This is a genomic window from Kitasatospora sp. NPDC001539 (genome assembly GCF_040298565.1).
GTDB lineage: Bacteria > Actinomycetota > Actinomycetes > Streptomycetales > Streptomycetaceae > Kitasatospora.
Window position 1 is genome coordinate 1 of the sequence record NZ_JBEPAK010000054.1, and the last position, 25080, is coordinate 25080.

17 protein-coding genes are annotated in these 25080 nt (G+C 74.0%); 1 reads left to right on the top strand and 16 read right to left on the bottom strand.

Features of this window, described 5'->3' with window-relative positions; all coding sequences use genetic code 11:
* Positions 1-2061: 2061 nt before the first annotated feature.
* Positions 2062-2871 carry a TrmH family RNA methyltransferase gene (locus ABT247_RS11805; RefSeq protein WP_350741507.1) on the bottom strand — a complete coding sequence of 270 codons (810 nt, stop codon included), beginning with the start codon at positions 2869-2871 and terminating at the stop codon, positions 2062-2064.
* An 89-nt stretch (positions 2872-2960) separates the two neighbouring features.
* Here ABT247_RS11805 and ABT247_RS11810 point away from each other — a divergent pair, with 89 nt between their 5' ends.
* Positions 2961-5702, top strand: a complete 2742-nt coding sequence (locus ABT247_RS11810) for a SpoIIE family protein phosphatase (protein ID WP_350741509.1) — start codon at positions 2961-2963, stop codon at positions 5700-5702.
* Between the two features lie 43 nt (positions 5703-5745).
* On the opposite strand, the gene cobA is transcribed toward ABT247_RS11810, so the two are convergent.
* The 15 genes from cobA to argC all read right to left on the bottom strand — a co-directional run bounded on the left by cobA (position 5746) and on the right by argC (position 25005).
* On the bottom strand, positions 5746-7005 hold the full coding sequence (gene cobA, locus ABT247_RS11815; RefSeq protein ID WP_350741512.1) for a uroporphyrinogen-III C-methyltransferase: 1260 nt from the start codon (positions 7003-7005) through the stop codon (positions 5746-5748).
* Between the two features lie 161 nt (positions 7006-7166).
* Entirely contained in the window at positions 7167-11168 is a 4002-nt protein-coding gene (gene cobT, locus ABT247_RS11820; RefSeq protein WP_350741514.1) for a nicotinate-nucleotide--dimethylbenzimidazole phosphoribosyltransferase, read from the bottom strand.
* Positions 11169-11658: 490 nt separating this feature from the next.
* Positions 11659-12915, bottom strand: coding sequence for a precorrin-6y C5,15-methyltransferase (decarboxylating) subunit CbiE (gene cbiE / locus ABT247_RS11825; protein WP_350741516.1), 1257 nt, complete (start codon positions 12913-12915; stop codon positions 11659-11661).
* A 285-nt stretch (positions 12916-13200) separates the two neighbouring features.
* Positions 13201-13836, bottom strand: a complete 636-nt coding sequence (locus ABT247_RS11830) for a GNAT family N-acetyltransferase (protein ID WP_350741518.1) — start codon at positions 13834-13836, stop codon at positions 13201-13203.
* 202 nt (positions 13837-14038) lie between these two features.
* Entirely contained in the window at positions 14039-14863 is an 825-nt protein-coding gene (locus ABT247_RS11835; RefSeq protein WP_350741520.1) for a MetQ/NlpA family ABC transporter substrate-binding protein, read from the bottom strand.
* 57 nt (positions 14864-14920) lie between these two features.
* The gene (locus ABT247_RS11840) at positions 14921-15649 is read right to left on the bottom strand and encodes a methionine ABC transporter permease (protein ID WP_350741522.1); all 729 of its coding nucleotides are present in this window, start codon (positions 15647-15649) and stop codon (positions 14921-14923) included.
* Positions 15646-16671 carry a methionine ABC transporter ATP-binding protein gene (locus ABT247_RS11845; RefSeq protein ID WP_350741524.1) on the bottom strand — a complete coding sequence of 342 codons (1026 nt, stop codon included), beginning with the start codon at positions 16669-16671 and terminating at the stop codon, positions 15646-15648. The genes ABT247_RS11840 and ABT247_RS11845 overlap by 4 nt, the downstream gene beginning before the upstream one ends.
* 546 nt (positions 16672-17217) lie before the next feature.
* On the bottom strand, positions 17218-17721 hold the full coding sequence (locus ABT247_RS11850; RefSeq protein ID WP_350741526.1) for a GNAT family N-acetyltransferase: 504 nt from the start codon (positions 17719-17721) through the stop codon (positions 17218-17220).
* A gap of 316 nt (positions 17722-18037) precedes the next feature.
* Positions 18038-18274 (bottom strand): hypothetical protein, encoded by a 237-nt coding sequence (locus ABT247_RS11855; RefSeq protein ID WP_350741528.1) that lies wholly within the window; start codon positions 18272-18274, stop codon positions 18038-18040.
* Positions 18275-18403: 129 nt separating this feature from the next.
* On the bottom strand, positions 18404-19828 hold the full coding sequence (gene argH / locus ABT247_RS11860) for an argininosuccinate lyase (protein ID WP_350741530.1): 1425 nt from the start codon (positions 19826-19828) through the stop codon (positions 18404-18406).
* 143 nt (positions 19829-19971) lie between these two features.
* The gene (locus tag ABT247_RS11865; RefSeq protein ID WP_350741532.1) at positions 19972-20520 is read right to left on the bottom strand and encodes an arginine repressor; all 549 of its coding nucleotides are present in this window, start codon (positions 20518-20520) and stop codon (positions 19972-19974) included.
* Between the two features lie 23 nt (positions 20521-20543).
* Entirely contained in the window at positions 20544-21749 is a 1206-nt protein-coding gene (locus ABT247_RS11870) for an acetylornithine transaminase (protein WP_350741534.1), read from the bottom strand.
* A complete protein-coding gene (gene argB, locus ABT247_RS11875; RefSeq protein ID WP_350741556.1) occupies positions 21746-22621 on the bottom strand; it encodes an acetylglutamate kinase in 876 nt (291 codons plus the stop codon). The genes ABT247_RS11870 and argB overlap by 4 nt, the downstream gene beginning before the upstream one ends.
* Positions 22622-22810: 189 nt before the next feature.
* Positions 22811-23980, bottom strand: a complete 1170-nt coding sequence (gene argJ, locus ABT247_RS11880; RefSeq protein ID WP_350741536.1) for a bifunctional glutamate N-acetyltransferase/amino-acid acetyltransferase ArgJ — start codon at positions 23978-23980, stop codon at positions 22811-22813.
* Entirely contained in the window at positions 23977-25005 is a 1029-nt protein-coding gene (gene argC / locus ABT247_RS11885) for an N-acetyl-gamma-glutamyl-phosphate reductase (RefSeq protein ID WP_350741538.1), read from the bottom strand. The genes argJ and argC overlap by 4 nt, the downstream gene beginning before the upstream one ends.
* Positions 25006-25080 lie beyond the last annotated feature (75 nt).

Consider the following 25080-nt stretch of genomic DNA (forward strand, 5'->3'; position numbering starts at 1 on the left):
GGCCCCACCACCCCACCCCCGGCAGCCGCCCCACCCCCCCCCACCACCCCAGCTGTCTGATGCGCACGGGAAGTCGGCCCCGCCGACTTCCCGTGCGCCTAAGCGGAGCGAGAGCCCAGGGGCCGTGCAGGGCCCTGAACAGCGGCCGCCGAGCCGAGACCCCGCGCACGAGAAGTCGGCTCGGCCGACTTCTGCGCTGCCCAGCCCCCCGGCACCCGAAGGCCACAGGGCGGAAGCCACCAAACGTCGGCGCGGCCGACTTCCAATGCAGAGCCAGGGCCAGTTCCCGCAGAGCAGTGAAGGACCAGCTCATAGAAGCCCTCGCCCCGCACAGGAAGTCGGGTGCGCCGATTTCCTGTGCGGGCGATAGCTCATGTGCGGACTGATCTGCGGCAGCGCCGGGGTCGTCGGGAGAGCCAGCGGCGAGGCGGAGCGCAGGAAGTCGGCCCGACCGACTTCCCGTGCGGGCACCAGCACACGTCCGGGCCGAGTGGCGCGGTAGCGGCTCTGCGGAGCAAGTCGGCAGCGGGCAAAACCACAGGAAGTCGGGTAGGCCGACTTCCTGTGCGGGCGATAGCCCGGCTCGGCTGACCGCGATGGCCTGATGGAGCCGCACAAGCGATGAACGACCACGAGAGGCACGCGTGGAAAGTCGGACCGGCCGACTATGCGTGCGGACACCTGCACGCGTGCGGGCCGAGTGGGGCGGTAGCGGGTCGACGGAGAAAGCCGGCGCCGAGGAGGGGCGTAGGAAGTCGGGCCGGCCGACTTTACGTGTAGACGCCAGCACGCGTGCGAGCCGGGCGAGAGGGTGCCGGGCTCGCGGGGAGGTAGAGGAAGTCGGGCGGGCCGACTTCCGGGGCAGGCACAGGCACGTAGAAGGACTGGGTGATGGCGATGCCCGGCCTGTCGGGAAGGGCGTAGGAAGTCGAGCGGGCCGACTTTTCGTGCGGGCCCTGGCGCGTGGGAGGGCTGGGGTGAAGCTTGCGCGGGGCTCTTGAGGAGGGCTGGCAGCGGAAAAGCGCGGGGCGTCGGGCTGGCCGATTTGCTGCGCGGGCGATGGTCGGGCTCGGCTGGCCGGTGGGCTGATGGGGCCGCACGAGCGACGAGCAACCACGAGGGGCACGCGTGGGAAGTCGGTTCGGTCGACTTTCCGCGCGGACATCAGCGCATGTGCGGGCCGGGTGGCGCGGGGCCAGCTCTGCGGAAAGCGCAGGCGGCGGGGAGGAGCGCAGGAAGTCAGGTCGGCCAACTTTTGCGGGCGGGCGCCGGCGCATGGGTGGGCTGTGGTGAAGCAGCCCGGGCTCGCGGAGGGAAATGGCATCGAGGGGGGGCACAGGGGGTCAGGCCGGCCGATTTCCCGTGCGGGCAACAGCGCACGTGCGGGCCGGGTGGGGCGGGGCCGGGCCTGCGGAGGCAGCCTGCGCCGGGGAGGAGCGCAGGAAGTCGGGCCGGCCGACTCCCGTGCAGGCACCAGCACGTGCGAGCCGGGCGAGAGGATGCCGGGCTCGCGGAGAGGGCTGGCAGCGGGGAGGGGCATACGAAGTCGGGCGTGCCTGCTTCGGGGGCAGGCACGGGCACGTGGAGGGACTGGGTGGTGCGGTGCCCGGTCTGTCGAAAGTTGCGTAGGAAGTCGGGCCGACCGACTTTGCGTGCGGGCCCTGGCGAGCGGGAGGGCTGGGCTAGGGGGTGCTGGCCCTGCGGGGAGGACCAGCACCGGGGAGAGGTGCAGGAAGTCGGGCGGGCCGACTTTGCGTGCAGGCGCCGACGCGTGGGAGGGCTGGGGTGAGGCAGCACTAGGCTCGTGGGAAGGGCTGGCAGTGGGACTACCTAACAAGTCGGGCTGGCCGACTTCTTGGGCGGGCGATGACCGGGCTCAGCTGACCGATGGGTTGATGGGCCGCACGAGCGATGAGCGGGCACGAGGGGCGCACGTGGGAAGTCGATTCGGCCGACTTCCCGTGCGGGCACCAGCACGGGTGAGCGCGGCGTGGGGCGGTGCCGGGTCTGCGGGAGGGGTGTGGGAAGTCGGGCGGGCGTCGGCGCGGGGGGGGGGTGGGGTTACGGGGTGGTGGTGACGGCGTAGAAGGCTACGGCGGCGGCGGCGCCGACGTTGAGGGAGTCGATGCCGTGGGACATAGGGATGCGGACGGGGTGGTGGGCGGCGGCGATGGCGTGGGGGGTGAGGCCGTCGCCTTCGGCGCCGAGCAGGAGGGCGGCCTTGGGGAGGGTGTGGGGCGCGAGGGTGGCGAGGTCGACGGCCGAGTCGGCGGGGGTGAGGGCGAGGAGGGTGAAGCCGGCCTCGCGGACGGTGGTGAGGGCGGCCGGCCAGGGGTCGAGGCGGGCGTACGGGACCGCGAAGACGGCGCCCATGGAGACCTTGACGGCGCGGCGGTAGAGCGGGTCCGCGCAGTCGGGCGAGAGGAGGACGGCGTCCATGCCGAGGGCGGCGGCGCTCCGGAAGATGGCGCCGAGGTTGGTGTGGTCGACCAGGCCTTCGAGGACGGCGACCCGGCGGGCGCCGGCGAGCAGGTCGGCGGCGGCCGGGAGCGGTTTGCGCTCCATCGAGGCGAGTGCGCCGCGGTGGACGTGGTAGCCGGTGACGGCTTCGGCGAGCGCGGGCTCGACCAGGTGGACGGGGGCGTCGGCCTCGGCGATGACGTCGGCCATGACGTCCAGCCACTTGGCGGTGAGCAGCATCGACCGCATCCGGTAGCCGGCCGTGAGGGCGCGGCGGATGACCTTCTCCCCCTCGGCGATGAACAGGCCCTCGGCGGGTTCGCGGCGGCGGCGCAGTTCGACGTCGGTCAAACCGGTGTAGTCGGCGAGGCGGGGGTCGGCCGGGTCGGTGATGGTGCGGGGTTCGGACACCCTGCGATCTTGCCAAGCCGGGACGGGGAAGGCCAAACGGCCGATGGTACGGGGTGGTCCCGGGCTACTCGGAGTGTAAATATGACCGTATGGCCCGAAACCCGGGCCGATCCTGGGCTCCGTCGGCCTCTGGTGCCACCGGCGACGCCGGCTCCTCCGGTGGGCGCCCACACGGTCGGCAAGAGCTTCCGCGCGCGAAGGGGTCGCGACCGGTACGGCACCGGTCGGTGGCCGGACAGGTGTTCGCGCTGCAGGTCCTCATCGTGCTGCTGCTGGTGGGGGCGGCCGTGGCGGCGCTGGTGGTGCAGTCGCACAACGATGCCGACCGCGAGGCCCGCAACCGCTCGGTGGCGGTCGCGCAGGCCTTCGCCAACTCGCCGGGCATGGTGGACGCGCTGCGCTCCCCCGATCCCACCGCGGTCCTCCAGCCGAAGGCGCAGTCGGCGCGGGTCTCCTCGGGCGTGGACTTCATCGTGGTGCTGAACAACCAGGGCATCCGCTACACCCACCCCAACCCGGCCCGGATCGGCCAGAAGTTCGTCGGTATCTACGAGCCCGCCCTGCACGGGCAGGTGGTGACCCAGCACCTCACCGGCACGCTCGGACCCCTCGTCCAGGCGGTCGTCCCGGTGTACGCGCCGGACGGCTCGGTGGTGGGGCTGGTCTCGGCAGGCGTCACCCTGAGCAACGTCTCCACCGCGAGCGAGCGCCAGTTGCCGGTGGTGCTGGGCTCGGCGGCCGGCGCGATCGGGTTGGCCACCCTGGGCACGGCGCTGATCAGCCGGCGGCTGCGGCGGCAGACCCACGGGCTGGGCCCGGCGGAGATGACGCGGATGTACGAGCACCACGCGGCCGTGCTGCACGCGGTGCGCGAGGGCGTCATGATCGTCGGCGGGGACGGGGAGCTGCTGCTCTGCAACGACGAGGCGCGCCGGCTGCTGGACCTGCCGCCGGACGCGGAGGGCCGCCCCGTGACCGAGCTCGGGCTGGAGCCCGCCCCGTTGGAACTGCTGACCGCCAACCGCCGGGTGACCGACGAGGTGGTGCTGGCCGGTGAGCGCCTGCTCGCCGTGAACGTACGGCTGACCGACCAGGCGGGCGGCCCGCCCGGCTGCGTCGCCACGCTCCGCGACTCCACCGAGCTGCTGGCGCTCACCGGCCGGGCCGAGGGCGCGCAGCGGCGACTGCGGCTGCTGTACGACGCCGGGGTGACGGTGGGCAGCTCGCTGGACGTGACCCGGACCGCGGAGGAGTTGGCCCAGGTCTCGGTGCCGCGGTTCGCCGACTTCGTCACGGTGGACCTCGGCGAGCAGGTGCACCTCGGTGAGGAACCGCAGCCGGGCGTCTCGCTGGGCCGGATGCGCCGGGCGGCCCTTGCCGGGATCAGCACCGAGGCGCCGTTCTACCCGGTGGGCACCGTGCTGGACGTGGTGCCCACCGCTCCGCTGGCCGGGGCGCTGCACAGCGGGGCGCCCGGCCTGGAGCCCCGGCTGGCCGAGGCGCACGGCTGGCGGGAGCAGGATCCGGAGCGCTCGGAGCTGGTGCTGGCGTACGGCGTGCACTCGCTCCTGCGGGTGCCGCTGCGGGCCCGCGGGGTGCTGCTGGGGGTGGCCCGGTTCTGGCGGTCGGAGGGGTCGGAGCCGTTCGAGCCGGAGGACCTGGTGCTGGCGGAGGAGTTGGTGGCACACGCGGCGGTGTGCATCGACAACGCCCGCCGCTACACCCGCGAGCACGCGATGGCGGTGACCCTGCAGCACAGTCTGCTGCCGCGCAGCCTGCCGCCGCAGAGCGCCCTGGAGGTGGCGCACCGCTACCTGCCGGCCCAGGCCGGGGTAGGCGGGGACTGGTTCGACGTGATCCCGCTGCCGGGTACGCGGGTGGCGCTGGTGGTCGGCGACGTGGTGGGCCACGGGCTGCACGCGGCGGCCACCATGGGACGGCTGCGCACCGCGATCCACAACTTCTCGACCCTGGACCTGCCGCCGGACGAGCTGCTGGGGCACCTGGACGAGCTGGTGAGCCGGATCGACCAGGACGAGGCGGCGTTCAGCGAGGGTTCGGGGCTGGCCGGGGCGACCTGCCTGTACGCGATCTACGACCCGGTCGCCCGGCGGTGCACGCTGGCCAGCGCCGGGCACCCGCCGCCGGCCGTGGTGGATCCGCAGGGCGGCGTGGTGTTCCCCGAGCTGCCGACCGGGCCGCCGCTGGGGCTGGCGGTGCTGCCCTTCGAGACCGTCGAGCTGGAGCTGGCCGAGGGCAGTCGGCTGGTGCTGTACACGGACGGGCTGGTGGAGGACCGCGAGCGGGACATCGACGAGGGGCTGGCGCAGCTGCGGGCGGCGCTCGGAGGGCCGCCGCGCACGCCCGAGCAGACCTGTGCGGACGTGCTCGGGGCGATGCTGCCGGCGCACCCCCAGGACGACATCGCCCTGCTGGTGGCGCAGACCAGGGTGCTGGCGCCGGACCAGGTCGCCGAGTGGGACGTGCCCGCCGACCCGGCGGCCGTACGGACGGTGCGGGCGCAGGTGGCGGCGCGGCTGTCGGAATGGGGGCTGGACGAGGCCGCGTTCGTCACCGAGCTGATCCTGAGCGAGCTGGTGACCAACGCGATCCGGTACGGCTCCGCGCCGATCAGGGTGCGGCTGCTGCGTGACCGGACGCTGATCTGCGAGGTGTCGGACGGCAGCAGCACCTCGCCGCACCTGCGGTACGCGGCGACCGAGGACGAGGGCGGGCGCGGGCTGTTCCTGGTGGCGCAGTTCGCGGAGCGGTGGGGCACGCGCTACACGGCGACCGGGAAGGTCATCTGGACGGAGCAGCCGTTGGAGTAGGAAGTCGGGCCGGCCGACTTCCCACTGCGCCGTACCGCCCGGCTCAGTCCCCGGACGAGTCCCGGAACGCGGCGGCGAGGACGTTCACCACGTCCCCGACGACGATCACCGCCGGGGGCTTGACCCCCTCGGCCTCGACCACCGCGGCGACGGTGCCCAGGGTGGCGTCCACCCGGCGCTGGGCGGCGGTGGTGCCCTCCTGGACGATGGCGACCGGGGTGTCGGCCGGGCGGCCGTGCGCGACCAGTTCGGCGGCGATCGCGCCGATCTTGTCCACGGCCATCAGCAGCACCAGGGTGCCGCTCATCCCCGCGACGGCCTGCCAGTTGGTGACCGAGCGCGGGTCGTCCGGACCGACGTGGCCGGAGATCACGGTGAACTCCTGGGTCAGTCCGCGGTGGGTGACCGGGATGCCCGCCGTCTCCGGGACGCTGATCGAGCTGGAGATCCCCGGCACCACGGTCACCGGGATGCCCGCCTCGGCGCAGGCCAGCAGCTCCTCGCCGCCGCGGCCGAACACGTACGGGTCGCCGCCCTTGAGCCGGACCACGAACTTCCCGGCCCGGGCGTGCTCGATCAGTGCCCGGTTGATCGCCTCCTGGGCCATCTGACGGCCGTACGGGATCTTCGAGGCGTCGATCACCTCGACGTGCTCCGGCAGCTCGGCCAGCAGCTCGCGCGGGGCGAGGCGGTCGGCGACCACCACGTCGGCGTCCGCGAGCAGTCGGCGGCCGCGCACCGTGATCAGGTCCGGGTCGCCGGGGCCGCCGCCGACCAGGGCGACGCCGGCGCCGTGCGAGCGGTACTGGCGGGAGGCCAGCGAGCCGTCCCGCAGGCCGCCGACGATGGCGTCGCGCAGGGCCGCCGAGTGACGGGGGTCGCCGGTGAGGACGGCGACGGTCGCGCCCGCGTCGCGGCCGCTGGCCGGGGTCCAGGCGGTCGCGGCCGAGGCGTCGTCACTGCGCGAGCAGAACACCCGCTCGCGCTCGGCCTCGGCGCTGACCGCCGCGTTGACCGCCGGGTCGTCGGTGGCGACCAGGACGTACCAGGTGTCGGCCAGGTCGCCGTCCCGGTACGGGCGGGCGTGCCAGGTCAGCTCGCCCGCGTCGGCCATCGCCTGGACGGCCGGGGTGGTCGACGGGGATATCAGGTGCAGCTCGGCCCCGGAGGCGATCAGCGCGGGCAGCCGCCGCTGCGCGACCTGGCCGCCGCCGACCACCACGACGCGACGGCCGGCCAGCAGCAGACCGACCGGGTAGGGGGTACGGCCCTCGGTGCTGGGGTGCGGGGTGGGCGCGGTCATCGGCGGTGCTCCTGATCGGGGTGAGGGTCGGGAAACGGTACGGCGCCACGGCGGTAGCGCGCCACGGCGCTGCTGAGGCGGTACGGCGCTGCTGCGGCGGTACGCCGCTCCGCGGACCGGCGCGCCCTCGGGCCGGTCCGCGGAGGTGTCGACGGCTGTCGTCAGGCCTTCTCGGTGACCCCGGCGGAGTCGAAGGTGGCTACATCGTGCATCGCGCGGGCCGCACTCTGCACCAGCGGCAGCGCCAGCAGGGCACCGGTGCCCTCGCCGAGCCGCAGGTCGAGGTCGATCAGCGGACGCAGGCCCAGCTTGGCCAGCGCGGCCTGGTGGCCCGGCTCGGCGGAGCGGTGGCCGGCGATGCAGGCGGCCAGCACCTCGGGGGCGATCGCCTTGGCGGCCAGCGCGGCCGAACCGGCGATGACGCCGTCCAGCACCACCGGGGTGCGCAGCGAGGCGGCGCCCAGCAGGAAGCCCGCGATGGCCGCGTGCTCCAGGCCGCCGACGGCGGCGAGGACGCCGATCGGGTCGTTCGGGTCGGGCTGGTGCAGGGCCAGCGCGGCGCGGACGACCTCGATCTTGCGGGAGTGGGTCTCGTCGTCGATCCCGGTGCCGCGGCCGGTGACCTCGGCCGGGTCCAGGCCGGTGAACACCGAGATCAGGGCGGCCGAGGCGGTGGTGTTGGCGATGCCCATGTCGCCGGTGACCAGTGCCCGGTTGCCCGCCGCGACCAGGTCGCGGGCGGTCTCGATGCCGACCTCGATCGCCTTCAGGACCTCCTCGCGGGTCATCGCCGGGCCCTGGGTCATGTCGCCGGTGCCGGGCCGGACCTTGCGCGGCAGCAGACCGGTGGCGCGGCCCTGCTGGACGGCGTCCGGCAGCTCGGCGGCCACGCCGACGTCCACCACGCAGACCTCGGTGCCGATCTGCTTGGCGAAGGAGTTGATCACCGCTCCCCCGGCCAGGAAGTTGCCGACCATCTGGGCGGTCACCTCCTGCGGCCACGGGCTGACGCCCTGGGCGTGCACGCCGTGGTCGGCCGCGAAGATCGCCACGCAGGCGGGCTCCGGGATCGGCGGCGGGCACTTGCGGGACAGGCCGCACAGCTGGGCGGAGATGATCTCCAGCATGCCGAGCGAACCGGCCGGCTTGGTCATCCGCTTCTGGCGGTCCCAGGCCTCGCCGAGCGCCTTGGCGTCCAGCGGGCGGATCCCGCGCAGGGTCTCGGCCAGCAGGTCCTGCGGCTCCTCGCCGGGCAGCGCGCGGTTGCCGTACTGCTCCTCGTGGACCACCCAGGCCAGCGGGCGCTTCTTGGCCCAGCCCTGCTGCTCCAGCTCGGGTTCGCCCGGGAAGGAGTCGACGAAGCCGACGCACAGGTAGGCGACGACCTCCAGGTGCTCGGGCAGGCCGAGCTCCCGGACCAGCTCCTCGTCGTCGAAGAAGCTCACCCAGCCGACGCCCAGTCCCTCGGCGCGGGCGGCCAGCCAGAGGTTCTCGACGGCCAGGGCGGCCGAGTACGGGGCCATCTGCGGCTGGGTGTGCCGGCCCAGGGTGTGCCGGCCGCCGCGGGTGCGGTCGGCGGTGACCACGATGTTCACCGGGGTCTCGAGGATCGCCTCGATCTTGATCTCGCGGAACTGCTTGGCGCGGCCCTTGGGCAGCGAGTCCGCGTACGCCTCGCGCTGGCGCTCGGCCAGGGCGTGCATCCGTCGGCGGGTCTTGGCCGAGCGGATCACGACGAAGTCCCAGGGCTGCGAGTAGCCGACGCTGGGCGCGGTGTGGGCGGCCTCCAGGACGCGGATCAGCACCTCGTGCGGGATCGGGTCCGGGCGGAAGCCGTTGCGGATGTCGCGGCGCTCGCGGATCACCTGGTGGACGGCCTCGCGGCCAGCCTCGTCGTAACCGGGGGCGGCGGGGCCGCGCGGCTCGGCGGGCTCGGCGGCCTCCGCGTGCTCGGCGAGCTCCGCGTCCTCGGCGAGCTCCGCGTCCTCGGCGGACTGCCCGGGCTGACCCGCGTCCTCGGCGGACTGCTCGGGCTGCTCCGCCCGCGGCTCCTCGGCGGGCCGGCCTTCGGCGGCGGGCTCGGCGGGCTGCTCGGCGGCAGGCTCGGCGGGCTGGGCCTCGACGGCCTGCTCCGCGACCGGTTCGGCGACCGGCTCCGCCACCGGTTCGGCGACCGCGGCGTTCTCCCCGGCGGCCTCGGCCGGCTGCTCGGCCTGCGGCTCCTCGACGGCCGGTCCCCCGGCGGCTGCGGCGTCGGCGGCCGGCGCCTCCGCGGGCTGCTCGGCGACGACCTGGTCGGCGACCTGCTCCGGGGCCTGCGGAGCGACGGCCTCGCCGGTCTGCTCGAGGGCCTGCTGGGCGACCGGCTCAGCCTGGGCCTCGACGGGCTGCTCGGCCACGGCGGCGACCGGCTCGCCCGGGGCCTCGCCGGGCTGCTCCGCCGGGGCGGCCCCCGGCTGCGGCTGCCCGCCCTCGGCGGCGACCGGCTCGGTGGGCTGCTCGGCGGGCTTCGCCGCGGACTGCTCGACGGCCTGGCCGGAGGGCATCTCCCCGGTGCCGGCCGCGGTCTCGGCGACGGGCTCGGCGACCTGGGCCTCGGTCGGCTGCTCGGCGGCCGGCTGCTCGGCGGCGGGCTGCGGCGCGGCCTCGCCCGGCTGCTCGGCCGCCTGGGCGTCCTGGACGACCTCGACGGCCTGCGGCGCGTCGGCGGCCACTATGGGAGTGGACTGCTCCTGGACCGCCGCCTCGGCGACCGGGGTCTGCTGGACGGCCTCGACCGTGGGCAGGCCGTGCGGGGTGGGCGCGGCGAGGAAGGCGGAGATCCGGCGCGGCTGGCCGCCGGCCGGGGCGGCGGCCTCGGGCTGCCCGACGGTCGCGACGGCCTCGGCGGCACCTTCGACCGGCACCGTCCCGGCGGCCCCGCCCGCGACGGCGACCGCCTCAACGGCGACGTTCTCCCCTACCGGGTTCTCGGCCGCGACGTTCTCCACCGCAACGTTCTCGACGCCGGCCTGCTCCCCGGCGCCCTGCTCCCCGGCGACCTGGTCCGCAGCGACGGCCTCGGCGGCCACCGCTCCGGCCACCGGCTGGACGGCGCCCTCCGCCGGGACGGGCTCGGCCACGACGGCCTGGGCCTGCGCGGCCTCCGGGTGCACCGCCGCCTGGTCGGCCTCGGACGCCGGCGCGGCGGGTGCGGCCGGGACGGCCGGGGCGGCGGCCTGGACGGCCTCCGGCGTCTCGACCACCTCGACCACCTCGATCGCCCCGACCGTCTCGACGGTCATCAGGCCCTCGATCCGCTGCCCGGCCAGCGGCACCTGCTGGAAGCCCTGGGCCTGGGGCACCTGGGCCTGCTGCTGCGCCTGCTGAACCTGCTGCATCTCCTGCACGGCCTGCGGCACGGCGCCGGGGACGGCCCCCGGGGCCTCGCCCATCGGCGCCCGGCCGACGACCGGGATGCCGTGCGCGGGCGTGCCGCCCTGCGAGGGGCCGCGGTCGGCCAGCGAACGGACCGGAACCTGACCGGTCATCAGCGACGGGTCCGGGATCGGCGGACCGGCGTGCAGCGGGCGCCGCGGCGCCTGGGCCTGAGCCTGGGTCACCGGCTGCTGGGCGTACGCCTGCGCCGGAGCGCCCTGGACGTGCACCTGCTGGCCGTGCTCGGCACCGAGCACCGGCGGGTCCACCGGCGGCCAGGACGGCTCGACCGGGGTGCCGTCGGGCTGCGGTGCCGCCGGCACCTGCTCGGCCGGGACGGGCACCACCGGCTCGCCCCAGGAGCCCTGCGGGCCGGGCATCAGCAGCACGTCGTCCTCGTCGTCCAGCCCGTCCGGCTGGTCGACGAAGTGGAAGGCCGGGCGCGCGGCGCCCTGGTCGACGGCCCAGCCCTCGCCCGGGACGGCCGGGGACGGCATGCCGGGGACGGTGTAGTTCGGCTGGCCCTGCTGCGGGATGACGCCCGCGCCGGGGGGCACGGAGCCGGGGGGCACCGCGCCGGGCAGGCCGCCGACCGGCGTCGCCGGGCCGGGGATCATCCCGCCGTCCGTCGCGACACCCTGCAGGGGTGCAACGCCCGCGACGCCCTCCGGTCCGCCGAGCGGGTCGGGCCCGGCGTGCAGGTGCTCCGGCAGTCCCTCGCCGGGGACGTGGCCGCCATCGGTCATTGTCAAAGCTCCTTCCAGGCCGCTGCCGCGCCCCTTGGCGACGCGATCACCGACCGCAGCGCCCATCCGCACGGGCCGGGCCTGAACCGACCCGCCCCTCAACCACACGCGGCCGCCGCGCCGAGGCGCTGCGGCCGAAGTCCTTCGTCCTTCCGGCGCGCTGCGGCACCCCGGCCCGGGCGCCGCCCGCGAGGACGGCGCACCATCTGAAACAACGACAACCCGGAGCAACCGGTACGACCGCACCGGACCCTACGGCATTCTCCAGGTCCGGCACGCGGCCCGTCGAATTGCCCACACTCCGAGCGGAAGCGGGTTGCACCACGTCAAAAAGGTGACAAACCGACCGAATCGGATGGGTTGCCAACGGCTGAAGCCGCCTGGAACGCCACACTACCGGCCCGGCGCGGTGACCTCTCGAATCAGTGTCCGGATGCGACCTGGATCACCGCCGAGCCCACGCGGCGGCTCCGGCACGCACCCGAGGCCTTCACACGATCTGCTCACCCCAGAGCAGCAGCGCGCCACCCGTGTCCGTGCCGAGCTCCAGGCCGCCGCCCTCCCCCGCGGTCCGCAGCGGGGTGGACTGCAGCAGCGCGCCGTCCGCCCGGTAGCCGGCCTCGGTGATGGCCCGGCGGACCTCCTCCGCCTCGGCGAAGGTGCGGGGCAGTGCGACGAAGCGCTCGGGCTTGCGGGCCAGCACCGCGCGCACCACCTCGGGCCCGCCCGACTCCACCACCGCCGCGTCCGGCTCCGGCAGCCCGCCCAGCACCTCGGGGCCGTGCCCGTGCACGATCTCGACCTCGACCCCGTACCGGCGGGCGTTGACGGCGAGTCGGGCGCAGGCCGAACTGGAGGCCTCGACCGCGACCACGGCGGCGCCGAACCGGGCCGCCTCCACCGCGAGGGCGCCGCTGCCGGCGCCGACCGACCAGACCAGGTCCCCCGGACGTGCACCCAGACGGGCCAGCACCAGCGCGCGGACGTGCGCGGGGAGCGCTTCCGACGCGCCCGCCCCGTCCTCCGCGCGCCCGGCGCCCGCGTAGGCGTCGGCGGGGAGCGCCCAGCCGCGGTCCGCGCCGGGGTAGCCGACCGGGCGCCCGGCCAGCCAGCCGGCCGCCTCGTCCACCGCCGCGACCTGGGCGGTGCCGCCGATCACCAGCACCACGTTGGGGTCGCGCCAGACGTGGTCGGCGATCCGGTCGGAGGTCAGGACGGTGACGTCCTCCTCCGGGGTGCCGAGGGCCTCGCAGACCACGAAGGTCCGGTGCACTCCGCGCAGCATCAGGGCGAGTTCGCCCGGACCGGCGCCCGGGGCGGTCAGCACCGCGACCTTGGGGTGGGCCCGGCAGATGTTGGCCGCCCGGCGCAGCCGGCCGCCGTGGGCGCTGACCACCTGGGCGTCCTCCCAGGGCATGCCGGCCCGGGCGAAGGCGGCGGCGACGGAGGAGACCGCGGGCAGCACCTCGAGTTCCAGGCCGTACTCGGGGCGGCGCAGCGTGCGCACCACGCCGAAGAAGCCCGGATCGCCCTCGGCGACCACGACGGCGGCGCCGCGGTGCTCGGCGATCCTCCTGGCGGCCTGCTGGATGTTGCCGAGGGTGATCCGCTCGGCGGTGTCCGGTACGGGGAGGGCACCCAGTTGGTAGGGGGCGCCGGCCACCAGGGTCGCTGCGGCGAGGGCCGCACCGGCGGCCTCGGTCAGCGGCGTTCCGTCCCACCCGATGACCGTGATCCGGTCAGCCATCTGCGGCCGTTCTCCCTCGACTCGATGCCCGGCTCGTCGCGCCGGCTGTGCGGCGCCGGTGCAGAGGCTACCGGGTGTGGTCCCCCGTGGTCCGACATCTCGTACACATGTCCGTGCCGATCGGGTGGCCGGGCGGTTCCGCCGGGGAGGAGCGGGGCCTTGCGCCGGGCCGGATCGGACGCGGCCTCGGCGCCGGGGCCGCGGGGTGCGGAAGCGCCGGGGCTCCGGGACTGCGGGGCACGGCGGCAGCGGGGCCCAGCGGCTGCGGGGCTCGCGGGCTGCGGGTCAGTCGCGCAGCACGTAGCGGTGGTCGCCGTGCCAACCGTCCCGGTGCGGACCGGGCGATTCCAGGTCCTCGGGCAGCAGGCTCCACAGGATGAGGTCGCTGCGGCTCTCCACGGCGACCTCGCCGGACTCGCCGCGCACTATCCAGGCGCTGCGCAGCACGCCCTCGCTGATGGCGCCGATCCGCTGGGCGACCTGCTGGGCGGCGGTGTTCCCGGCGGCGGTGCGCATCTCCAGGCGCAGGAAGCCGCGGTCCTCGAACAGCCACTGGGCGACGCCGAGGACGGCCTCCGGGGCGTAGCCCTCGCCGCGCGCCCAGACGGCGGTGACGTAGGAGATCTCGGTGCTGCGCAGCCGCCAGTCGGTGTTGCGCAGTTCGACGAGACCGACCAGGCGCTGGGTGAGGTGTTCGGTGACGGCGAGGACGATGCCCCGCCCGGCGGCCCGGTGGGCGGGGGCGAGGGTGCGGGCGAGCTCGGCCGCGTACGCCTCGGTGAAGGGGTGGGGGAGGTCCGTCCAGGCCAGCACGAGGTCGTCGGCCATCATGGCGGCCAGGCCGGGGGCGTCGTCCTCCGCAAGGGGACGCAGCAGCAGCCGATCGGTGCTGATGGCGGTCTCGGGGAAGCTCGCTGCCATGCCGTCTCTCCTCGCCGGGTCGTGAACACAACACCGTACGCCTCCGGCGCACTCCGGGTACCACGAGGTGCGCCGCGCGCACGACGGTACGTCAGAACACCGTCGGTCCGGGGCCGTCCCGGGGGCATACTGCCCGACCGGGCCCCCGCCGAGGTGCGGCGGGGGCCCGGTCGGGCGGTGGGGCGCGGCGCGCGGCATCCGGTCAGGAGGCCGGGATGACCGAGCCCTGGAAGGTGTCGTTGATGTACTTCTTGACCTCGTCGGAGCGCAGCAGCTCGGCGAGCTTCTTCACCCGCGGGTCGTTCTCCTTGCCCTTCTTGACGGCAAGGATGTTGGCGTACGGGTTGCCCTCGGCCTTCTCCAGCACCAGCGCGTCGGTGGCCGGCTTCAGGCCGGAGTCGAGCGCGTAGTTGCCGTTGATGACGGCGGCGTCGAGGTCGGAGACGGAGCGGGGCAGCTGGGCGGCCTCCAGCTCCTTCCACTTGAAGTTCTTCGGGTTGCCGGTGACGTCGGCCGGGGTGGCGGTGGTCCCGGCGCCGTCCTTGAGGGTGATGAGCTTGTTGTCGGCGAGCAGCTTGAGCGCGCGGCCCTCGTTGGTGGCGTCGTTGGGCAGGCCGATGGTGGCGCCCGCCGGCAGGTCGGTGATCGCCTTGACCTTCTTGGAGTAGAGGCCGAGCGGCTCCAGGTGCACGGTCCCGACCGAGACGATGTCGGTGCCGTGCTTCTTGTTGAAGTCCTCCAGGTACGGGACGTGCTGGAAGTAGTTGGCGTCGGCCGAACCGTCCTGCACCGCCGTGTTGGGGGTCACGTAGTCGGTGACCTCCTTGATGTCGAGCTTGAGGCCGGCCTTGTCCGCGAGATTGTCCTTGACGTACTTGAGGATCTGCCCGTGCGGGGTGGGGCTGGCGACGACCTTGAGCGGCGCGTTCGGGTCCGAGGAGGAGGACCCGGAGCTGCCGCAGGCGGCCAGCGAGAGGGCGAGGCCGGCGGTGGCGAGGACACTGGTGAACTTCAGGGCGTTGCGCACGAAAAGTGCCTTTCTGCGTGGTGCGGGGAGCCGCGTCCGGGATCGGACGGGGGAGGTCTAGGAGGCGACGAGGTCCTTGTCGGGATCCGTCGGGGTGCGGCCGAGCAACCGGGTCCGGCCGCCGGCGCGGCCGCGGTGGGACAGGCGCTGGACGGCGAAGTCGCCGATCAGCTGGACGGCCGTGACGATGATCACCAGCTCGGCCACGATGACCCACATGAAGGCCGTCTCGAAGCGCTGGTAGCCGTAGTTGACGGCGAGCGTGCCGAGTCCGCCGCCGCCGACGGTGCCGGCCATCGCGGAGTAGCCGATCAGGGCGATGACCGTGGTCGTGATCGAGGCCACGATGCCGGGCAGCGCCTCGGGCAGCAGGGTCTTGCGGACGATCGTCCAGGTGCTGCCGCCCATCGACTGGACGGCCTCGACCAGACCGCGGTCGACCTCGCGCACGGAGGTCTCGACCAGGCGGGCGAAGAACGGGACGGCGCCGATGGTGAGGGGTACGGTCGCGGCCTGCCAGCCGATCGAGGTGCCGACCAGCCAGCGTGTGAAGGAGATCAGCGCGATCATCAGGATGATGAACGGCACCGAGCGGGCGATGTTCACCACGAAGCCGATGGCCTTGTTGACGGCCCGGTTGGCGAGCAGGCCGTCCTTGTCGGTGAGCACCAGCAGCACGCCGAGCGGCAGGCCGAGCAGCACGGTGAGGACGGCGGCCACCCCGACCATCTGGAAGGTCTCCTGGGTGGCGGGCCACATCAGTTCCTGCATCTGGTCCCAGGTCATGCCACCGCTCCGTTCGCCGCGCCGATCACGTCCACCTGCAGGCCCTGCTCGCGCAGGTAGCCGATCGGCACCACGTTGTCCTGGTGGCCGCCGGAGAGTTCGACCCGCATCCGGCCGACCATCCGGCCGGCGATGGTCTCGACGGCGGCGCCGAGGATGTTGATGTCGATCTGGTAGGTGCGGGCGAGCTGGGAGACGAACGGCTGGGCCGAGGTGTCGCCCTGGAAGGTGATCTCCAGCACGGTGGAGCCGGGCTGCCCGGTGCCGAACTCGCTGAGCGGGAAGAGCTCGCGGGCCAGCTCCGAGCCGGGTTCGGCCAGCAGGTCGCTGAGCTCGCCGGACTCGACCACCCGGCCGCCGCGCATCAGGGCGGCGGAGTCGCAGACGGACTTGATGACGTCCATCTCGTGGGTGATCAGCAGGACGGTCAGGCCCAGTTGCTGGTTGAGGTCGCGCAGCAGCTTGAGGATCGAGCGGGTGGTCTCCGGGTCGAGGGCCGAGGTGGCCTCGTCGGAGAGCAGCACCTTGGGGTCGCCGGCCAGCGCGCGGGCGATGCCGACGCGCTGCTTCTGGCCGCCGGAGAGCTGGTTGGGGTAGCTGCGCGCCTTGTCGCCGAGGCCGACGAGCTCCAGGAGTTCACCGGCCTTGCGGCGGCGCTGGGTGCGGTCCAGGCCGATGATCTCCAGCGGGAGTTCGACGTTCTGCTGGACGGTGCGCGAGGACAGCAGGTTGAAGTGCTGGAAGACCATGCCGATCCGGCGGCGCGCCTCGCGCAGCTCCCGGCCGGCCCGGTTCTCGCCGCCGGACAGCGCGGTGAGCTCGACCCCGTCCACGGTGACGGTGCCGGAGGTCGGGCGCTCCAGCATGTTCACGCAGCGGATGAGGGTGGATTTGCCGGCACCGCTGGTGCCGACGACTCCGTAGACCTCGCCCGGGCGGACGTGCAGGTCGACGCCGGCGAGGGCGGTGACCTCGCGGCCTCGGGAGCGGTAGACCTTCGTGAGGTCCGTGGTGGTGATCACAGCTGCTTCCGTGGGTCGGGGGCGGGCGGCGGTGTGGACCGTCCGACCGGTTCGCGGTCGGCGGCGTCCACCACGCCTCACCAGGGGGATCCGGAGCTGCCACCCCTTGATCGTGGCCGTTGGACGGCCGGGCCGCGCGAGGACGTGGCCCTGACGAGTCACCGGCGGCCGCAGGTGGGCGGGCACGCCGGAGGGAGGGGTTCCGGGAGGATGGGCGCGCTCGCACGGACGGGAGCGGCGCCGGGGTCTCGCTTCGGGGCGCGAGGGGAGGCACCGTCAGTAGGTGCCCTGGGGCGGTGGCCCTCAGCAGTGACACATTCGACGGCACATGGCACGCTCACCTGCCGGCAGCGTGCCGGTGGGGGTCCAGTTCGTCGTCGCAGTCATGTGAGCCAGTAAAACAGATCAGTCGGACAGCGCCCAATTATTCTGCGCCGCTGTCCGCATTGCGGACATCGGCCCCTGTGACCAGGCCTGATACGGCTCGGCGCCGCCGCCACCCTGTCCGGATGGTGGCGGCGCCGAGGAGGGCCGCGCGGGCGGGGGTCAGGCGGTCGCGGCGAGCGGGGCGGCGACCGGCTTCTCGAAGTGCACCAAGCTCAGCCGGCTGCTGACCTGCTCGACGCCGGTCTGCCGGTAGCCCTGGCGGGCATAGAGGCGCAGGTTCCCGAGGCTGCGGTGGCCGGTGGACAGCCGGTAGGCGGTCACCGGGCGGCCGCCCTCGGCCAGGCTGCGCTCCAGGGCGGCCAGCAGCCGTCCGCCCAGGCCGTGCCGCTGCATCCGGGGGTGGACCACCAGACGCCCTATCCGGCCGATGCCCTCGGCGTCGACGTGGCCGCGGACGGTGCCGACCACCTCGTCGCCGAGGCGGGCGACCAGGACGTGCCGCTCGGCCAGCTCGGCGCGCAGCTGCTCCAGGGTCTCGGTCAGGGGCTCGATCGCCCAGTCGCCGTAGAGCTCCGCCTCGGGCTGGTAACCCAGGTACTGGAGCTTGAGGATCTGCTCGGCATCGTCGGCCGTCGCGGCCGAGATGATCACGCTCATGCCCATGTGGAGGGGCCTCCCCAGTCGTCGTGCCCGGCGCGCAGAGGGTGACGCGCTCACGCTCAGTATTCGAGCGATCGCGTCCCCGTCAAGAGTTGACGTTCGCCAGCGCTCTACCCGGGTGTCAGCTGCCCTCAACCTTCGCGGGCACCGACAGTGGCGAGCATCACGCCCGGAGGGGAGGGGCGGCGGGGCCGTCGCGACCGCCCAGACGTACCGGCCGCGATCACTCATGGGTACCGGGCGCGATCACTCAGGGGTACCGATCGCGATCGCGCGGAGGTCCGCCTCGCGGTCGCTCGGAGACGGGCCTCGCGATCGTTCAGAGGTACCGCTCCGCGTGCAGTAGCAGCCGCAGGCAGGCCAGGCAGCGGGAGCGGGTGGGGCCGATGGAGCCGCGCGGCATGTCGAGGCGCTCGGAGAGCTCGCGGTAGGTCGGCGGCGGATCCTCGGCGAGGGCGGCGACCAGTTGCGGGCAGCGGCCGGGCAGGGCGGCGACGACCTCGCGGACCACGCGGCGGCGGCGTTCGGCGAGGTAGACGTCCTCGGCGGAGGGCACGGGCGGAAGGGTGGTGCACACACCGTGGATGACGGGCCCGGCCGGAGCCGGTTACGCCCGGGCCGGGGCACGCACGCGGGAGGGGCGCGCCGGTCGGACCGCCGCGCCCCTCCCCCGCCCCGCCGGGGATCAGCCCTGGAGCCACTCCTGTTGCCGCGCCAGGTCCGCCTTCACCTCGGCGAGCTGGACCGCGACGGCCGAGGGGGCGGTGCCACCGCGCCCGTTGCGGGCGGCGATGGCCCCGTGGACGCTGAGCACCGACCGGACCTCGGGGGTCAGGTGCTCGGAGATCGAGGCGAACTGCTCGTCCGTCAGGTCGGACAGCTCGATGCCCCGGGCCTCGCAGACCTTGACGCAGGCGCCGGCCACCTCGTGCGCGACCCGGAACGGGACACCCTGCTTGACCAGCCACTCGGCGATGTCGGTGGCGAGCGAGAAGCCGGCCGGGGCCAGCTCCTCCAGCCGCTCCCGGTGCACGGTGAGGGTGGCCATCATCCCGGTGAACGCGGGCAGCAGCACCTCCAGGGTGTCGCAGGAGTCGAAGACCGGCTCCTTGTCCTCCTGGAGGTCCCGGTTGTAGGCGAGCGGCAGCGCCTTGAGGGTGGCCAGCAGGCCCGTCAGGTTGCCGATCAGCCGGCCGGACTTGCCACGGGCCAGCTCGGCGATGTCCGGGTTCTTCTTCTGCGGCATGATCGAGGAGCCGGTGGAGAAGGCGTCGTGCAGCGTGATGAAGCCGAACTCCTTGGTGTTCCAGATGATCACCTCCTCCGCGATCCGGGAGAGGTTGACGCCGATCATCGCGGTCACGAAGGCGAACTCAGCGACGAAGTCCCGCGCGGCGGTGCCGTCGATGGAGTTGCCGACCGAGCCGCCCTCGAAGCCGAGGTCGGCGGCGACCGCCTGCGGGTCGAGGCCGAGCGAGGAGCCGGCCAGCGCGCCGGAGCCGTACGGCGAGACGGCGGTGCGGGCGTCCCACTGGCGCAGCCGCTCGGCGTCCCGGCCGAGGGCCTGCACGTGCGCGAGGACGTGGTGGGCGAAGAGGACGGGCTGGGCGTGCTGCAGGTGGGTGCGGCCCGGCATGGCGGTGTCGGGGTGGGCCTCGGCCAGGCCCACCAGGGCGTGCTGGAGGTCGAGCAGCAGGCCGCCGATGGTCTTCGCGTGGTCCCGCAGGTACATCCGGAACAGGGTGGCGATCTGGTCGTTGCGCGAGCGCCCGGCCCGCAGCTTGCCGCCCAGCTCGGCACCGAGGCGCTCCAGCAGGCCGCGCTCCAGGGCGGTGTGGACGTCCTCGTCGGCGACGGTGCCGGTGAAGGTGCCGGCCTCGACGTCGGCGAGCAGCCGGTCGAGGCCGGCCAGCATCGCGGCGAGCTCCTCGTCGGAGAGCAGCCCGGCCTTGTGCAGCACCCGGGCGTGGGCCTTGGAGCCGGCGATGTCGTACGGGGCGAGGCGCCAGTCGAAGTGGACCGAGGCGGAGAGCCTGGCCAGAGCCTCGGACGGGCCGTCGGCGAAGCGCGCGCCCCAGAGGCGGACGTCGGAGGACTGCTGGGCGGTCATCGCGGTGGCTCCTTACGCGGGTCGCACGGATGCGGTGGTGGCACACATGTGCAGCGGATGGCATAAGTATGCACGACGCCGTATGAAACACAAAACCCCGGCCGGAGCTGGTCCGCAGGCCGGGGTTTCGGGGGGTGGAAGCGCTACTGGGCCTTCGCCTGGGCGAGTTGCATGAGGTGGTCGGCGAGCGCCTGCCCGCCGGCGGGGTCGCGGCTGATCAGCAGCACGGTGTCGTCGCCGGCGATGGTGCCGATGATCTCGAACACCTCCGCCTGGTCGATCGCCGAGGCCAGGAACTGCGCGGCCCCGGGCGGGGTGCGCAGCACCACCAGGTTCCCGGAGGCCGTCGCGGAGACCATCAGCTCGCCGGCCAGCCGGGCCATCCGGCCCTCGCTGGCCGACTCCCCCATCGGCGCGCGCGGCGTGCGGTCGCCGCCCTCGGCCGGGACGGCGTAGATGAGCGCGCCGTCCCGGTTGCGGATCTTGACCGCGCCCAGCTCGTCCAGGTCCCGGGAGAGGGTGGCCTGGGTGACCACGAGTCCGTCGTCGGCGAGCAGCTTGGCGAGCTGGCTCTGCGAACGCACGGGCTGGCGGGTGAGCAGGTCCACGATCCGCCGGTGGCGCGCGGTGCGGGTCTGCGGGACCTGCGGCGTCGGGCCGGCGGCGGAGGAGCCGGAACGGGAATCGGTCATGTGATTATTCTCCCGGACGACGGTCAACTCGCATCGGCCGGGGCGCCCTCGCGCACCGTCCGGAGGATGCCCGGCAGCGCCGCCAGGAAGGCGTCCGCCTCCTGCTCGGTCAGCACCAGCGGCGGCGCCAGCCGTACGGCGTCCGGCACGGCCGCGTTGACCAGGAAGCCCGCCTCCTGCGCGGCGGCCTGGACCAGGGCCGAGACCGGCCGGGTGAGCACGATCCCGAGCAGCAGACCGGCCCCGCGCACGTGCGAGACCAGCGGGTCGCCGATCGCCTCGACGCCCTGCCGCAGCCGCTCGCCGGTCTTGCGGACGTGCTCCAGCAGGCCCTCGGACTCGATGGTGTCCAGCACCGCGAGCCCGGCCGCGGCGGCCACCGGGTTCCCGCCGAAGGTGGTGCCGTGCTGACCCGGGGTGAGCAGCTCGGCCGCCGGGCCGAAGGCCAGCACCGCGCCCATCGGCAGACCGCCGCCGAGCGCCTTCGCCAGGGTGACCACGTCCGGCTCGACGCCCTCGAAGGCCTGGTGGGCGTACCAGTGGCCGGTGCGGCCGATGCCGGTCTGGATCTCGTCCAGGACGAGCAGGGTGCCGGTCGCCCGGGTGATCTCGCGGGCCGCCCGGAGGTAGCCGTCGGGCAGCGGGATCGCGCCGTTCTCGCCCTGGATCGGCTCCAGGAAGACGGCCGCGGTCTCGGTGGTGACGGCCGCGCGCAGCGCCTCGACGTCGCCGAACGGGACGTGGGTGACGTCGCCGGGCAGCGGGCGGAACGGGTCCTGCTTGGCGGGCTGGCCGGTGAGCGCGAGAGCGCCCATCGTCCGGCCGTGGAAGCCGCCCTCGAGGGCGACCAGGTGGGTGCGGCCGGTGCGCCGGCTGATCTTGAAGGCGGCTTCGTTGGCCTCGGCACCGGAGTTGCAGAAGAACACCCGGCCGCCCTCGCGGCCGTCCAGCCGCAGCAGCCGCTCGGCCAGGGCGATGGTGGGCTCGGCCATGAACAGGTTGGAGACGTGGCCCAGGGTGGCGATCTGGCGGCTGACCGCCTCGACGACGGCCGGGTGGGCGGTGCCCAGCGCGTTGACGGCGATGCCGCCGAGCAGGTCGGTGTACTCCTTGCCGTCCGCGTCCCAGAGCTTGGCGCCCGCGCCGCGCACCAGCGGGATGCGCGGGGTGCCGTAGTTGGCGGTGAACGCGTGCTGCCACCGGTCGGTGAGCTGCTCGTTGTGGGTCATGCCAGTCCCCCGGTCACGGTCGGTTCGTCGTCCGGCACGACCATCGTGCCGATGCCCTCATCGGTGAAGATCTCCAGCAGCAGGCTGTGCTGCACCCGGCCGTCCAGCACGCGGGCGGTGCCCACGCCGGAGCGCACGGCGCGCAGGCAGCCCTCCATCTTGGGGAGCATGCCGCTGGCCAGGCCCGGCAGCAGGTCCTCCAGCTCACTCGCGGTGAGCTGGCTGATCACGTCGTCGGAGTTCGGCCAGTCCTTGTAGAGGCCCTCGACGTCGGTGAGCACCACCAGCATCTCGGCACCGAGGGCGACCGCGAGGGCGGAGGCGGCGGTGTCGGCGTTGATGTTGTAGACGTGGCCGTCGGCGCCGCGGGCGATCGAGGAGATGACCGGGATCCGGCCGTCGGCGATCAGCGCCTTCACCGCTCCGGCCTCGATGTTGACGATGTCGCCGACCAGGCCGATGTCGACCTGCTCGCCGTCCACCACCGCGTACCGCTTGACGGCGGTCATGGTGTGCGCGTCCTCGCCGGTCATGCCGACGGCGAACGGGCCGTGCCCGTTGAGCAGGCCGACCAGCTCGCGCTGGACCTGGCCGGCCAGCACCATGCGCACCACGTCCATGGTCTCGGGGGTGGTGACGCGCAGGCCGTTGGTGAAGTTGGACTCCAGCCCGAGCTTGTCGAGTTGGGCGCTGATCTGCGGGCCGCCGCCGTGCACCACCACGGGGTGCAGTCCGGCATAGCGGAGGAAGACGACGTCCTGGGCGAAGGCCGCCTTGAGGCTGTCGTCCACCATGGCGTTGCCGCCGAACTTGATCACGACGGTCTTGCCGTGGAAGCGCTCCAGCCACGGCAGCGCCTCGATCAGCGTCATGGCTTTGGGCAACGCCGTGTTGTTGCGGGCCTGTTCGCCCTTGGGTGCGATCTGCACGGTAGCGGTGTCCTTCTCAGGATCAGGTGCGCCCGTCGGTGCGCGGGCAGGCGCGCGGCTCGGCCGGCGCGGCTCGGGCGGGCGACTCGGTGGCGACTCGGTGGCGGCTCGGCCGGCGCGGCTCAGGCCGGCTCAGGTGGAGTAGGCGCTGTTCTCGTGGACGTAGTCGGCGGTCAGGTCGTTGGTCCACAGCGAGGCGCTCGCCGTACCGGCGTTGAGGTCCGCGGTGATGACGACCTCGCGGCCCTTCATGTCCACCAGGTCGCGGTCCTCGCCGACGCCGCCGTCCTTGCACACCCAGACGCCGTTGATCGCCACGTCCAGCCGGTTCGGGTCGAAGGCGGCGTCGGTGGTGCCGATCGCGGCCAGCACCCGGCCCCAGTTCGGGTCCTCGCCGTGGATCGCGCACTTGAGCAGGTTGTTGCGGCTGATCGTCCGGGCGACCTCGACGGCCTCGTCCTCGGTGGCGGCGCCGGTGACGTCGATCCGGATGTCCTTGCCGGCGCCCTCGGCGTCGCCGATCAGCTGACGGGCCAGGTCGGCGCTGACGGCGCGGACGGCCTCGGCGAACTCGGCCCGGTCGGGGGTGGTGCCGGAGGCGCCGGACGCGAGCAGCAGCACGGTGTCGTTGGTCGACATGCAGCCGTCGGAGTCGATCCGGTCGAAGGTGGTGCGGGTGGCCTCGCGCAGCGCGGTGTCCAGGGCCGCGCTGTCGAGGTCGGCGTCGGTGGTGAGGACGACCAGCATGGTGGCCAGGCTGGGGGCGAGCATGCCCGCACCCTTGGCCATGCCGCCGACCGTCCAGCCGGCCGGGCTGGTGAACTGTGCGGTCTTGTGCACGGTGTCGGTGGTCTTGATGGCGATCGCGGCGGCCTCGCCGCCGGTGTCGCTCAGCTCCCGGGCGGCCAGGGTGACGCCCGGCAGCAGGAGGTCCATCGGCAGCCGGACGCCGATCAGGCCGGTGGAGGCGACCGCGACCTCGCCGGCGTTGAGGCCGAGTTCCGCGGCGACCCGCTCCGCGGTGGCGTGGGTGTCCTGGAAGCCGAGCGGGCCGGTGCAGGCGTTGGCGCCACCGGAGTTGAGGACGACGGCGGAGACCTGGCCGCCCTTGAGCACCTGCTCGGACCAGAGCACCGGGGCGGCCTTGACGCGGTTGCGGGTGAAGACGCCGGCGGCGGCGAGGGAGGGGCCGTCGTTGACCACCAGGGCCAGGTCCGGGGCACCGGAGGCCTTGAGGCCGGCGGTCACGCCGGCGGCGCGGAAGCCCTTGGCGGCGGTGACGCCGGTGTTCGGGGTGGTCACGGTGCGACTCCGTTCACGGGAAGGCCCAGCTCCTCGGGCAGGCCGAGGGCGATGTTCATGCTCTGCACCGCGCCGCCGGCGGTGCCCTTGACCAGGTTGTCGATCGCGCTGATCGCGATGATCCGCCCAGCGGTCAGGTCCAGGGCCACCTGGACCAGGGCGGTGTTGGCGCCGTAGACGCTGCTGGTCTGCGGCCACTGCCCCTCGGGCAGCAGGTGGACGAAGGCCTCGTCCGCGAACGCCTCGGCGTAGGCGGCGCGCAGGCTCTCGGCGCTCACGCCCGGCCTGGCCTTGGCGGAGCAGGTCGCGAGGATCCCGCGCGGCATCGGGACGAGGGTGGGAGTGAAGGAGACGGTGACCGGCTCGCCCGCGAGCGGGGTGAGGTTCTGCACCATCTCCGGGGTGTGCCGGTGCACGCCGCCGACGCCGTACGGGCTGACGCTGCCCATGACCTCGCTGCCCAGCAGGTGGGGCTTGGCGGCCTTGCCGGCGCCGGAGGTGCCGGAGGCGGCGACCACCACGGCCTCCGGCTCGGCGAGCCCGGCCGCGTAGGCCGGGAAGAGCGCGAGGGAGACGGCCGTCGGGTAGCAGCCGGGCACGGCGATCCGGTTGCTGCCCTTCAACGCGGCGCGGTGGCCGGGAAGTTCGGGCAGGCCGTAGGGCCAGGTGCCGGCGTGCGCGGAGCCGTAGAACTGCTCCCAGTCGGCGGCGGCCTTGAGCCGGAAGTCGGCGCCGCAGTCGACCACGAGGACGTTCGGTCCGAGTGCCTCGGCGACGGCGGCGGACTGGCCGTGCGGCAGCGCGAGGAACACCACGTCGTGGTCGGCCAGCACCTCGGGGGTGGTGGGTTCGAGGACGCGGTCGGCCAGCGGGATCAGGTGCGGCTGCAGCGCGCCCAGCCGGGTGCCCGCGTTCGAGCCGCCGGTCAGCGCCCCGATCTCCACCTCCGGGTGGCCGAGCAGCAGGCGCAGCACCTCGCCGCCCGCGTACCCGCTCGCGCCGGCGACGGCGACTCGCAATGCCATGGCGTTCCTCCTTGGTCGTGGCATGAATATACGCGCGAGGGAAAATCCATGCAAGACCGCTCCGGGAACGCGCCC